Source organism: Coprococcus eutactus, from assembly GCF_025149915.1.
Classification (GTDB): Bacteria; Bacillota; Clostridia; order Lachnospirales; family Lachnospiraceae; genus Coprococcus; species Coprococcus eutactus.
Window position 1 is genome coordinate 19,361 of record NZ_CP102278.1, and the last position, 13,556, is coordinate 32,916.

Annotated in this window: 10 protein-coding genes; all 10 read left to right on the forward strand. The window is 41.7% G+C overall.

Translation table 11 applies throughout. The annotated features are described in order from the left end of the window. Complete coding sequence (locus tag NQ536_RS00095; RefSeq protein WP_004852687.1) at positions 1 to 1,944, forward strand: L,D-transpeptidase family protein; 1,944 nt, start codon at positions 1 to 3, stop codon at positions 1,942 to 1,944. Positions 1,945 to 1,966: 22 nt separating this feature from the next. Next, complete coding sequence (locus tag NQ536_RS00100; RefSeq protein ID WP_022058169.1) at positions 1,967 to 2,821, forward strand: hypothetical protein; 855 nt, start codon at positions 1,967 to 1,969, stop codon at positions 2,819 to 2,821. Between the two features lie 240 nt (positions 2,822 to 3,061). Continuing rightward, a complete protein-coding gene (locus NQ536_RS00105; protein WP_004852683.1) occupies positions 3,062 to 3,775 on the forward strand; it encodes a helix-turn-helix domain-containing protein in 714 nt (237 codons plus the stop codon). 111 nt (positions 3,776 to 3,886) lie between these two features. Continuing rightward, on the forward strand, positions 3,887 to 5,596 hold the full coding sequence (locus tag NQ536_RS00110; protein WP_004852682.1) for a sensor histidine kinase: 1,710 nt from the start codon (positions 3,887 to 3,889) through the stop codon (positions 5,594 to 5,596). Continuing rightward, positions 5,574 to 6,263: a response regulator transcription factor gene (locus NQ536_RS00115; protein WP_004852680.1), complete on the forward strand. Its 690-nt coding sequence runs from the start codon at positions 5,574 to 5,576 to the stop codon at positions 6,261 to 6,263. Before NQ536_RS00110 ends, NQ536_RS00115 begins: the two co-directional genes overlap by 23 nt. A 211-nt stretch (positions 6,264 to 6,474) precedes the next feature. Then, positions 6,475 to 7,176: an RluA family pseudouridine synthase gene (locus tag NQ536_RS00120; RefSeq protein ID WP_022058173.1), complete on the forward strand. Its 702-nt coding sequence runs from the start codon at positions 6,475 to 6,477 to the stop codon at positions 7,174 to 7,176. Between the two features lie 196 nt (positions 7,177 to 7,372). After that, positions 7,373 to 8,806, forward strand: coding sequence for a proline--tRNA ligase (proS, locus tag NQ536_RS00125; RefSeq protein WP_004852676.1), 1,434 nt, complete (start codon positions 7,373 to 7,375; stop codon positions 8,804 to 8,806). A 116-nt stretch (positions 8,807 to 8,922) separates the two neighbouring features. Next, a complete protein-coding gene (locus NQ536_RS00130; protein WP_004852674.1) occupies positions 8,923 to 10,254 on the forward strand; it encodes a CCA tRNA nucleotidyltransferase in 1,332 nt (443 codons plus the stop codon). A gap of 358 nt (positions 10,255 to 10,612) precedes the next feature. Beyond that, on the forward strand, positions 10,613 to 11,605 hold the full coding sequence (locus NQ536_RS00135; RefSeq protein ID WP_215684544.1) for a CotS family spore coat protein: 993 nt from the start codon (positions 10,613 to 10,615) through the stop codon (positions 11,603 to 11,605). Positions 11,606 to 11,753: 148 nt separating this feature from the next. Next, positions 11,754 to 13,508, forward strand: coding sequence for a phospho-sugar mutase (locus tag NQ536_RS00140; protein ID WP_004852670.1), 1,755 nt, complete (start codon positions 11,754 to 11,756; stop codon positions 13,506 to 13,508). Positions 13,509 to 13,556 lie beyond the last annotated feature (48 nt).

Here is a 13,556-nt window from a genome sequence, read left to right on the forward strand (position 1 = left end):
ATGCGAAAAATCAGGGAAATAGCGCTTGTTACTGCAACTGCATTGTTGATGACAATGTGTCCTGTTGATATGACAGGTTCAAATTCGAAACATAGCGGCAGAGCAGGATATACAGTGTATGCAGCAGAGACAGACAGTGCGGAATATACAGTGGCATCATCTTCAGATTCTGATAAGCCTGTAGAAAAAAACGGCTGGTATAATGAAGATGGAAAGAGATTTTATTATAGCGAAGGTGAAAAACTGAAAAGCCAGCTTCTTCAGATAAATGAGAAAAACAATGGTAAGATATACAAAAATACATATTATTTATCCTCCGACGGATCAGTGGCTGGTGGATTAAAAAAGGTAAATGAAAGTCTGTATTATTTTGATTCAAGCTCTAAGACTTTTCCTGGAGCTGCGGTCAGTGGATGGAAATCTGTAAATAATAAAACATATTATTTTCTCAGCAGCAAGAAAGCCGCCGTGGGTGTCACGACAATAGGATCAAAGAAATATTATTTTGCACCTGATACAAATGTACTTCAGGGTGGACTTAAAAAAACGACAAACGGATATATGTATTTTTCAACGAAGACAGGTGTGGCTGTTGTGAACAGACTGGTTGACAGCATGTATTTTAACGGCGATGGATATGCCGTTAAAAGAAAGTTTGTTACATACAATGGAAATGATTACTATATAGGGTCTAATTACAAGGCAGTGACGGGAATAAAAAAGATAGATAATTATTACTATAACTTTGATTCTAAAGGTGTCATGAAGAAGAATGTGTGGTATCAGTCAAAGTCCGGCAGATATTATTTTGGTTCCAACGGACGTACGGTGAAGGGATTGAACAGGATAAGCGGTTATACGTTCTATTTTGATGGCAATTTTAAGATAGTTAAAAATACCTGGAAGACTATAAACGGCAATAAATATTATTTTGGACCGAGCAGTAAGGCATATACAGGACTCAGAAAGATAGGTAATTATTACTATTACTTTGGTGCCAAAGGAGTAATGGCAAAAAACAAATTTTTAAAGATATCAGGCAAGAAATATTACTTTGGAGGCAATGGCAGAGCCTATATCGGTGTGAGACGTGTAAATGGAGAGGTGTACAACTTTTCTTCAAAGGGATATCTGACAACTGGTATCAAGAAAGTATACGGTAGACTGTATCTCTTTGATGAGAACGGAAAAGTCGTGAGAAGAAGTGGATGGTATACTTCAAAGAAGGGCAATAAGTATTACCTGAAATCAAATGGAAGCCTTGTAACTGGATATAAGAAAATTGGCGATGATTTCTACTTTTTCAGTGAGACTAACGGCCGTATGTACAAAAACAGATGGGCATATGCAAAGGGATACAAGTTCTACTTTGAAAAAAATGGAAAGAGACTTACAAATGTTGAATCCATTTTAGGCCCACAGGATTCATATGAGATCATGGTGAATAAGACTACAAATGTTGTAACGATATATGCAAAGGATGGCAATAAGGGATATACGATTCCAGTCAAAGCATTTGTGTGCTCAGGAGGAGACAGTACACCTCTAGGAACCTTCTATATACCAGCAAAATGGAGATGGCTGTCACTTGTTGGCAATTGTTATGGACAGTGGAATACACTGATAACCTACGAGGAAAGCATATTGTTCCATTCAGTATATTACGATGAGGTGGATGCAGATACGTTGTCAGTGGATGCATACAATAAGCTTGGAACTACATGTTCTCATGGATGTATAAGACTTAAAGCTGGCGATGCAAAGTGGATATATGACAATTGTTCATTGGGAACAAAAATTACTATATTTGAGAGCAATGCTGATGGTCCTTTCCCAAAACCATCATTTGTAAAGCTTAGTTCTAGCCATACATGGGATCCTACAGATCCAAATATGGCTTATAAATGTAAAGAACGTGGATGTCATAAAGGAATAGCGTGGTAAAATTATGGAATACAGAGCGAATATGAGTAAAAAAATATATATCATAGCCATTTTCATTTTGGCTGCGGCTTCCTTGTTTGTCCTGTCCGCCTGTGAAAAAAAAGATAATGGAACAGAGACAACACAAAAAAAAATAATGAATGGAACTGTTGAGTCTGCTGCTGATTTCACACATATAGGCGTGTATATAGATGTGAATAAAAATGATTCTGGAGTTACTGATGTCAAGTATACTATATCTGGAGAAATTGCCATAGTGAGCTTCAGATATAAAGGAGTCCGGGTAGAACTGAGGGGATCTTGCAAATACAGTCAGTATGAACTTGCTGGAGTGAAAGATACCAGCAATGGAGATCTGATAGCCACTGATATAAACGGGTATAGAGCTTCACTTTACACACTTGATCCTGGAAGAATAATTTTTTGGAGTGATGGCAAGATCAACTATTCTCTGTACATATATGTCACTGCTACGGATGATGATGTTAATGATATTGTGAAACAAATATCGTTTGAGAGCCGCTATGAAGAACGCGATGATGTCAAAAATCAGACAGTTGATGAAGGAAAGCAATTTGCAGAGAAAATCATCAAGGTATTTTGTGATAAAGATATAGAGGCTCTGGAAGATATGATGTATTATCCACAGGAGCTTGGAAATGGCAATTCTGTTGCAAATGTAAATGAATTGAGAAATCTCAGCAAGGATGATATGTTTACAGATATACTTATAAAGGCTCTGAGCGACAAGAATGCACTTGACGAGATGAGAATATCTGATGATTGCACGGAGTACACCATCGGAACAAATTACAAGAATGTTCATTTCAAACTGATGGATGATGGACAGTTTCTTATTACAAAGATAAACAACTAAAATAAATTATTAATTCCCCAGACATAACCTAGTCGGATTGGTGTGTCTGGGGAATTTTGTATGTTGGGATTAGATTTTATCAGATAAGTGAAAAACCAGCCGTATATTGTTTGTTTGTGAGATAAAATAGAAGACGAATTGGATTGAGAGCGTGTATTAAAGTCCTTAAAATTGAAAACAGGACAAGCTGGATGCGTAAGACGGAACCTGGTTTGGTACTGTAAAGGAGGAAAATACATAATGGCGGAAAAAAGTTACAGCATAAGTGAAGCGGCGGCGATGGTTGAGGTTGAGACTCATGTACTCAGGTACTGGGAGGAAGAACTTGAGATAGACATAAGAAGAAATGAGATGGGTCATAGATGTTATGAGGATCGGGATGTCAAGATATTGCAAAGAGTAAAGATACTCAAGGATAAGGGAATACAGCTCAAGGCTATAAAGGATATGGTTCACAAAATGTATGATATGCTGGATGAGAGCAAGGATGAAAAAAAATCAGTGAAGCCTGTGGACAATGGTGTAAATGATGAAGCTGACGAAAATCCAGATGAATTAGACAGGATATTGAATGAAGACAAGCTGTTAGATATAAAAAATATAGACACAATAAGAGTCAATTGTGGGGACAGCAAATATGGTTCCGGGGATGAAGGCACTGATTCCAGAATAGTTGATTTCAAGATGGCCCAGTTTCAGAATATTATGGATAAGATAGTGAGCAATTCCATAAAAAACAATATAAAGATGATAACTCAGTCAGTATCTGGGACTGTCACGGAGGATGTAATAAAACAGATAGATGTACTTATACAGGAAAAGGAGGAGCAGGAGGAGGCAAGATACAGAAGGCTTGACACAACGATCAGGGAACTGCAGCAGACCAGACAAGAGATAGCAGCATCTGAGGCTGGCAGAAAAAGAAGAGGACTGTTCAGAAAGAAAAATAAATAGTGAAAAAGATCATTAAACATATTATTAAACATATAAGGGTAGTTGTTTATAAAAACTTCATACACTGTCAGGGTGATTTCATGTTATAGTAACCGTGGGAGTTGATATAAGATGAACATCACAAAAAAAGTAAAGATAATGATCATAGTAGTGTGGCTTACCGCATTGGTATCTATGGTAATAGGAACATGTATTATAGGAAAATATTTTATAACGGGAACGTATGGCAGTAATCATTCCCTGCAGCTTTTATATAGCCAGAATGATCCGGTGAATGATGTATACAAGGCAATATCGGCAGAGAGAGAGAGTATTATAAATAAGGTAAAGAGCAATCCAGGTTATTACCTTGACAAGAAGAATGCCGCTGATCTCAATGAAAGGACATCTGCAAACAACACATATGTGATCATGAAGGTGGATGACGAGTACACATTTGTGGGGGTTGATACATTTTCTGATGCGCTGAAAAATCAGTTGAAATTTAACGACAGCAGCACAAATATAAGTACTATAGACGAGGATACAGATGTCGGAGGGGAAAATCAGATCAAGGTTCAGGAGTATCTGATGACGCAGCCATCCATGTATCTCTGTAACCAGATATCTTATGTATATCAGGGGCAGAGTGTTGATTTGTATATGCTCACATATTATGGTAATTATATGGACAGATTCAGAGGAACGATGTTTGGCTACATAATTCTTATGGTCGTCATCATGTTTATACTCAGTGGACTAGTAGCATTACTTATATATCAGCAGTTTGTAAATCCTCTTGTAAAACTCAAACAGGCTGCAGAGAAAATGGGGTCCGGTAATCTTGATGAGAAAATAGAGATATGTAAAAACAGGGAAGATGAGGTCGGCGAGCTCTGTGAATCATTTGAGAATATGCGTCAGAGAATGAGTGACTTTGCAAAAGCTAAGATGCATTATGAGGAGGAGAACAGACAGCTCATAAGCAATATATCCCATGACCTTAGAACCCCTATAACCACTATAAAGGGTTATGTTGAAGGAATTATGGATGGTGTGGCAGATACACCTGAGAAGCGTGACAGATACCTAAAGATGATATACAGCAAAGCAAATGAGATGGACAGTCTGATAAATGAGCTGTCGCTCTACACGAATATCAACAACAATGCGATACCGTATGAGTTCCACAGAGTATCGGTGAAGGATTATTTCAATGACTGTATGGAGGAAGTGCACGCAACACTTATGTCCAAGAATATGACTCTGACATACAGGAATTATTGTGATGATGATGTAATGGTAATAGTTGATCCGGATCAGCTAAAGCGTGTTATCAATAATATCGTAACAAATTCTATAAAATATATGGATAAGGAATATGGACAGGTTGATATCAGCATATATGACAATGATGCTGAGGTAAAGATTGCCATCAATGACAACGGCAGGGGAATTGATACGGATAGTCTCCCTCATATATTTGACAGAATGTACAGGGCAGACAGTGCGAGACAGTCCCGGGGAGGAAGCGGTCTGGGACTTGCTATTTGTAAGAAGATAGTGGAAGAACACGGTGGAAATATATATGCGACCAGCCAGATAGGAAAAGGAACGACTATAGTGTTTACGCTGAAGAAATATATCCCGAAGGATGTTGGCAATGGAGCACAAGCAGATGGCGATGAAGAGTCCGCAGAAAACAGCCAGAAAGACATACAGAAGAAGGATGGCCAGCGTAGGGACAACCAGAAGAAAGATACACAGCGAAAAAGTACATTGCAGATTATAAATCCACTAAAGAAAAGGAGAGATACAGATGAGCAAAATATTGATAATTGAAGATGAGCTCAGTATTGCGGAACTTGAGAGAGATTACTTAGAGCTTAATGATTTTGAGGTTGAGATAGAACCGAATGGAATTAATGGACTGGAGAAGGCTTTGAGTGAGGAGTACAGTCTTATACTGCTTGACCTTATGCTTCCTGATATGGATGGATTTGAGATATGCCGTCAGATCAGGGAGAAGAAGGATATACCAATCATAATGGTGACAGCAAAGAAGAATGATATAGACAAGATCAGAGGCCTTGGTCTGGGTGTTGACGACTATGTGACGAAACCATTCAGTCCAAGCGAGCTGGTGGCAAGAGTGAAAGCTCATATATCAAGATATGAGAGATTGGTTGGATCAACAGCTCTCAAGAATGATGTCATCGAGATCAGAGGACTGAAGATAGACAAGACAGACAGAAGAGTATATGTAGACAACGAGGAGAAGGTATTTACAAATAAGGAATTTGACATACTGTGTTTCCTTGCCAGCAACCCAAATAAGGTATTCTCCAAGGATGAGCTGTTCAGCAAGATCTGGAATATGGACAGTATAGGCGATATAGCAACGGTTACTGTTCATATCAAGAAGATAAGGGAGAAGATCGAGTTCGATACCTCAAATCCACAGTATATAGAGACTGTATGGGGTGTTGGTTACAGATTCAGAATGTGATAAGAAAGCCCCAGACGGCGAACATGCAGCGTTCATGCTTGCATGAAACGCTGCATGTTCATCGGATGGGCAGATATTCATGAGCATGTATGCCGATAGGCAGGAATGCGAATGAATGTGCGATTACGAGAGCCACGAAGTGGCGAAGTAATCGTAAGGCTTTCTTATCACATTTATAATAAGCCCCAGACGGCGAATGAGGAGTAAACAAATGAAATTAAACATTTTACATGAGGATAGTGATATCATTGTGGCTGTGAAACCGTGTGGTGTGCCGACACAGCCGGACAAGACAAATTCCGAGAGCATGGTGAGCATGCTCAAGCTTAGAATATATGAGAGAGAAAACAGAAAAGAAGAGCCATATCTTGTTCCTATACACAGGCTGGACAGACCTGTCGGAGGAGTTATGGTATTCGCAAAGACGCCTGAGGCGGCAGCAGCTCTCTCAAAGCAGAGTGAGGATGGCACCATGCTCAAGTATTATCAGGCGATACTCACAGGAGAGCTTCCAAATGACCAGGGTGTGCTGAAGGATTACCTGCTCCATGACACAAAGGACAACGTGACGAAGACCGTGGACAAGGATACACCAGGGGCAAAGTATTCAGAGCTAGAATATGAGGTGCTGGATGTTATGGACACGGATGAAGGGGTACTCTCATATGTTCTTGTGGAGCTTATAACAGGAAGACACCACCAGATCAGGGCGCAGTTTGCAAAGAGAAAATGCGGCATATGGGGTGACACGAAGTACAATCCAAAGTTCCAGAAGACGAAGAAAAAATATAAAGAAATTGGACTTCATGCATCAAGATTGGAATTCGACCATCCGACCACAGGTGAGCACATGGTGTTCAAGCATGAGCCGGAGGGCGGCGCATTTGCGATACTGGATCTGGATGAGTTCTAAGAAAAAGAAATTCATAGGGCGGATGTCGACATGTTACGTGTTGACATCCGCCTTGAAATTATGTAGATTAAAGAGTGTATGCAATTAAGTAGTTCAGACAAAAATGAATGATAGTGACAATTCTAAATTAATTGAGTTGCGGCTAAGAGATTGCAGCAGCAGATATAGAATGTTTTAGAATAAGGAGATAAATAAGATGGCAAACGATAAGAAGATGGTTGAAGCTATTACTTCCATGGATGAAGATTTTGCACAGTGGTATACAGACGTTGTCCTCAAGGCAGGACTTATCGCGTATACTAACGTGAAGGGATGTATGGCTATCAAGCCCGCAGGATATGCAATCTGGGAGCTTATACAGAAGCAGCTTGATGAGAGATTCAAGGCTACAGGTGTGGAGAATGTGTACATGCCAATGCTTATTCCAGAGAGCCTTCTTGAGAAGGAGAAGGATCACGTTGAGGGATTTGCACCGGAGGTAGCATGGGTTACATATGGTGGACTCAATCCTCTTACAGAGCGTATGTGTGTAAGACCTACATCAGAGACTCTGTTCTGCGATTTCTACAAGAATGATATCCAGTCATATCGTGATCTGCCAAAGGTATATAATCAGTGGTGTTCAGTTATGCGTTGGGAGAAGGAGACAAGACCTTTCCTTCGTTCAAGAGAATTTCTGTGGCAGGAGGGACACACTGCTCATGCAACAGCAGAGGAGGCTGAGGCAAGAACAATACAGATGCTGAATCTGTACGCTGATTTCTGTGAGGATGTACTTGCTATGCCGGTTATCCGTGGACAGAAGACAGAGAAGGAAAAGTTTGCCGGAGCAGAGGCAACATACACAATAGAGGCACTTATGCACGACGGCAAGGCACTTCAGTCAGGAACAAGCCATAACTTTGGAGATGGATTTGCCAAGGCGTTTGGTATACAGTTTACAGACAAGGACAACAAGCTCAAGTATGTTCACCAGACATCATGGGGTATGACAACAAGACTTATCGGAGCCATCATCATGGTTCACGGAGACAATTCAGGTCTTGTACTTCCTCCAAAGGTTGCGCCAACTCAGGTTATGATCATTCCTATTATGCAGAAGAAGGCAGGAGTGCTTGAGAAGGCAGCAGAGCTCCGCGAGAAGCTTGGCGCATTCAGAGTAAAGGTTGATGACAGCGATAAGAGCCCAGGCTGGAAGTTCTCAGAGCAGGAGATGAGAGGTATTCCTATCAGAGTTGAGATCGGACCAAAGGATATCGAGGCAAATCAGGCAGTTCTGGTACGCCGTGATACAAGAGAGAAGATCACAGTATCACTTGATGAGATAGATGCAAAGGTAGGAGAGCTTCTTGAGACTATCCAGAAGGATATGTTTGAGAGAGCAAAGGCTCACAGAGATTCACATACACATGCAGCTCTTAACTGGGATGAGTTCAAGAATATCATCGACAACGAGCAGGGCTTTGTGAAGGCTATGTGGTGCGGTGAGACAGCTTGTGAGGAGGCAATCAAGGACGAGACAGGAGCATCCACAAGATGTATGCCATTTGCGCAGGAGCATCTCTCAGATGTATGCGTACACTGCGGCAAGCCTGCAAAGAAGATGGTATACTTCGGACGTGCATATTAAAATATAAATAATGATCATGCATAATAACTTCTTCAGCATCTTGCTGGAGAAGTTATTATTTTAGGGATATTCAACCAATTGGAAAATCATGAGACGAAGATGCGGAGAGAAGATATATGAGAATAGACATTCCAGAGGGAGCAAATAGGGTAATAGAGGGTCTTGAGGCAGCAGGCTATGAGGCTTATATAGTCGGCGGCTGCGTGAGAGATAGCATACTTGGAAGGTTGCCGGGGGACTGGGATATCACCACATCTGCCAGACCAGAGCAGGTGAAGGAGATATTCAGGCGTACCATAGATACGGGAATAGAGCATGGAACCGTAACGGTAATGATGGGCAAGGAAGGCTATGAGGTCACGACATACAGGATAGATGGGGAGTACAGTGACCACAGGAGACCTGACCAGGTTGAGTTCACGGCAAGTCTTGAGGAGGATCTCAAGAGAAGAGACTTCACGATAAATGCCATGGCGTACAGTCACAGCAAGGGAATCATAGACATGTTCGGCGGAGTACAGGATCTGAATGACAAGGTTATAAGAGCCGTCGGTGTGGCAAGGGACAGATTTGACGAGGATGCACTCAGAATACTCAGGGCGATAAGATTTGCCGGACAGCTTGGATTTGACATAGAGAGAGATACCAGAAAGGCTATGATCATCCAGGCACAGTATCTGAAAAATATTAGTGCGGAGAGAATCAGGGTGGAGCTCACAAAGCTCCTGGTATCAGACCACCCGGACAAGCTTCTTGAGGCGTATGTCACAGGCATAACTTCATATATCCTTCCGGAGTTTGACAAGATGATGGAGCAGCCGCAGAACAATCCGTATCATAGATACAACGTGGGAGTACATTCCATAGAGGCGGTCAAGAATATCAGACCGGATGTGACCATGAGGTGGGCAGCACTTCTCCACGATGTCGGTAAGCCGGCAACACACACAGTTGATGAGAATGGCATAGATCATTTCTTTGATCATCCCGAGAAGGGTGTGCCTATAGCGGAAAGCATTCTGCGAAGACTCAAGTTTGACAACAACACTATCAAAGATGTGTGTACTCTGGTCAGATGGCATGATTATGGAATGGGAAGTGTTCCGAAAAAGGGCAGTATAAGAAAGCTTTTGGGAGAAGTCGGAAAAGATTTCTTCCCATATATAATCGAGATAAAAAAAGCCGACATGGTAGCCCAGAGTGATTACAATCTGGAGGAGAGACAAAGCCAGCTTGCAGCACTTGAGAAGAAATATGAAGAGATCATGGCATCAGATGACTGTGTCAGGATCAAAGATCTCAAGATAAATGGAGGAGATCTGATAAAGATGGGAATAAAACCGGGACCTCAAATGGGTGAGATACTTCAGAAACTGTTGGATATGGTTATAGAAGATCCTGAAAAGAACGACAGGGAATACCTTATTGAACAGGTCAAAATGATGTAAGAAGTATGTATTTCCTATATCATATAAAAAAGAATTATTGGATGATGCGATAACAGTCGTAAAAAAATCCGGTAAAATATAATAACTTAAGAATGAATCTTAACAGCCCCTCATACAATAATTTAGCAGGTTATTATTGCTATAAAGTGAGCGAGGGCTTATCTGTGAAGTGGATGTGTGTATCTTATCTGACATTACCATAATCAGGACATATGAATCCGCCGGCACTCAGCGATGCGGAGCGAGTGCTAGTGCCGTTGCAGGATTCATCGAGCGAGAGCGCTCATGATTTGGTAAGTCAGATAGATACACACTTCACAGATACCCCCGAGCGATAGTTGTAGGAGGGGGTTTTCATTTGGCTGAAAAAATGGGTGAAGTGTATGAGGCATATGACATGGAGGTGCAGGGGATAGGCAGAGGCAGAGGTGCTATCATTCTGATGACGGACAAGGGCATACGTCAGGTGGCGGCTCTGAATGGAACGGACGAGAGACTTTTGCAGGAGAAACAGTTCAAGGATAGTATATACGAAAAGGGATTCTGCTATATAGACAGGGTGGTTCCGAACAGCGATGAGGAGCTTGTGACATGTGACAGGTATGGCAATCCATTTGTATGTCGGGAATATTTTCAGGGGAGGGAATGCAGTGCATCCAATATCAGGGATTTGGAGAAGGCAGTCATCAATCTGGCACAGTTTCATAAAGCCGGCAGGGAACTCTATGAGGATGAGGGAAGCCGTGAATATGATAAAATGCCGGGCAATCTCGACAGAAAATTGAGAGAGCTGCGTAGAATCCGTAATTTTGTCAGCAGAAGAAATAAAAAGAATGATTTTGAGATCCAGTATATAAGGGCGTTTGATTATTTTTATAGGCAGGCAGACAGATGTCTCAAACTGTTTGAGGAGAACTTCAAATGCAACGAAAAGTGGATAGGATATTGTCACGGATCTTATAACTATCACAGTGTGATGTTTTGTGACGGATACATAGCAACAACCAATTTTGACAGATTCCATGTGGGATATCAGCTTGTTGATCTTTACCAATTTATGAGAAAGGCGATGGAGAAGAACAGGTACGACATAGAGATGGCGCGGGATATATTGAGTGCGTACAGCCAGATAAGGCATCTGGATAAGGAAGACTATGAATTTATATACCTTATGTACAGTTTTCCTGAGAAGTTCTGGAAGATAAGCAACCGCTATATGAACAGCCGAAAGAGCTATATATCCCCGGTTTTGATGGAAAAACTCCAAAAAGTTATCGAAGATGACCAAGAAAAACTCAAAATTTTGAGCGAAATTAACGATACCTATGGACTTCACAAGCTGACAAATTAAGAGTATAATGTTGGGGCGTGGATAATAATTGAGTTAGACACGTGATACTGAATTGTGATGTATTTTACAGATGGTTTTTTCGTGTGTGTTTTCCATTTGTAGGATGCTCTATGGGTAACATAAAGCAATAGATTTCACAGGAGGCAAAATGATGAGTGATTATAATTACAAGGACGTGTATGAGCAGTGGGTGAACAATCCTTTATTTGGTCAGGAAACAAAGGATGAGCTCTTAGCGATCAAGGACGACGAGAAAGAGATAGAAGAAAGATTCTATTGTGATCTTGTATTTGGAACAGCCGGACTTCGAGGCATCATCGGAGCTGGTACTAACAGAATGAACATATATGTAGTGCGCAAGGCTACACAGGGACTTGCAAACTACATCATCAAGGCGGGCAAGCAGGACAAAGGTGTGGCAATAGCTTATGATTCAAGAAGAATGTCACCTGAGTTCTCTATGGAGGCAGCGCTCTGCCTGGCAGCAAATGGCATAAAGGCTTACAGATTTGAGTCACTCAGACCAACACCTGAGCTTTCATTTGCAGTTAGATATCTGGACTGTGTAGCTGGTATCAATGTAACAGCATCACACAACCCACCAGAGTATAATGGATATAAGGTATACTGGGAGGATGGCGCACAGATCACACCACCTCATGACCAGGGAATCATGGCCGAGGTAAAGGCCATCACAGATTTCGCAGATACAAAGACTATGGACATGGTAGAGGCAAAGAAGAAGGGGCTCCTTGTAACTATCGGTTCAGAGGTTGATGACGCATACATGGGCGAGCTCAAGAAGCTCATCCTTAATCAGGATGCAATTGACAAGTATGGCAAGGATCTCAAGATCGTGTACACACCACTTCACGGAACAGGTAATATTCCTGTAAGAAGAATCCTCAAGGAGATCGGTTTCGAGAATGTGTATGTGGTACCAGAGCAGGAGCTTCCGGATGGAGAGTTCCCAACTGTTGAGTATCCAAACCCAGAGGCAAAGGAAGCATTTACACTTGCACTCAAGCTGGCAAAGGAGGTCGATGCAGATCTCGTTCTTGCAACAGACCCAGATGCCGACAGACTCGGATGCTACGCAAAGGATTCCAAGACAGGTGAGTACAAGGTGTTCACAGGAAATATGTCAGGAAGCTTACTCTGCGAGTATGAGGTAAGCCAGATGAAGGAGAAGAATGGCAGCCTTCCAGCAGACGGAGCAATCGTCAAGACTATCGTTACTACCAACATGGTAGATGCCATAGCAAAGTATTATGGAACAGATCTCATCGAGTGTTTCACAGGTTTCAAGAACATCGGACGTGAGATCCTCAGATTTGAGCAGACAGGCAAGGGAACATACCTCTTCGGATTTGAGGAGAGCTACGGATGCCTGATCGGAACACATGCAAGAGACAAGGACGCAGTTGTTGCAACTATGGCTCTCTGCGAGGCAGCAGCTTACTACAGAGGTCAGGGCAAGACTCTTTGGGATGCGATGATGGATATGTACGAGAAGTACGGATATTATGTTGACGACATCAAGACCGTGACACTCAAGGGTGTTGAGGGATCAAAGAAGATCGGACACATCATGAATATCCTCCGTGCAAATGTACCTGAGCAGGTTGCAGGCTACAAGACAAAGGTTGTTCGCGACTATCGTCTTGAGTATATAAGAAACATCGAGACAGGTGAGGTCAAGCCTACCGGTTTCCCAAATGCAAACGTACTCTACTACGAGCTTGAGAACGATGCATGGCTTGCAGTAAGACCTTCAGGAACTGAGCCAAAGATCAAATTCTACTACGGAATCAAGGGTTCATCATACGATGAGGCACAGAAGGAGTCAGCAGCATTTGGTGACAAGGTCATGGATCTCATTTATGACATACTTGAGAAGTAAGCAGAAGTAATCACAGATACAGGCAATATGGAATATATTTAGAGAAGT

What these genes read in the sequence shown, in the direction of transcription:
- NQ536_RS00110 (WP_004852682.1), top strand. Translation starts at nt 3,887, where the DNA reads ATGAACATCACAAAAAAAGTAAAGATAATGATCATAGTAGTGTGGCTT.
- NQ536_RS00095 (WP_004852687.1), top strand. Translation starts at nt 1, where the DNA reads ATGCGAAAAATCAGGGAAATAGCGCTTGTTACTGCAACTGCATTGTTG.
- NQ536_RS00100 (WP_022058169.1), top strand. Translation starts at nt 1,967, where the DNA reads ATGAGTAAAAAAATATATATCATAGCCATTTTCATTTTGGCTGCGGCT.
- NQ536_RS00120 (WP_022058173.1), top strand. Translation starts at nt 6,475, where the DNA reads ATGAAATTAAACATTTTACATGAGGATAGTGATATCATTGTGGCTGTG.
- NQ536_RS00140 (WP_004852670.1), top strand. Translation starts at nt 11,754, where the DNA reads ATGATGAGTGATTATAATTACAAGGACGTGTATGAGCAGTGGGTGAAC.
- NQ536_RS00105 (WP_004852683.1), top strand. Translation starts at nt 3,062, where the DNA reads ATGGCGGAAAAAAGTTACAGCATAAGTGAAGCGGCGGCGATGGTTGAG.
- NQ536_RS00115 (WP_004852680.1), top strand. Translation starts at nt 5,574, where the DNA reads ATGAGCAAAATATTGATAATTGAAGATGAGCTCAGTATTGCGGAACTT.
- proS (WP_004852676.1), top strand. Translation starts at nt 7,373, where the DNA reads ATGGCAAACGATAAGAAGATGGTTGAAGCTATTACTTCCATGGATGAA.
- NQ536_RS00130 (WP_004852674.1), top strand. Translation starts at nt 8,923, where the DNA reads ATGAGAATAGACATTCCAGAGGGAGCAAATAGGGTAATAGAGGGTCTT.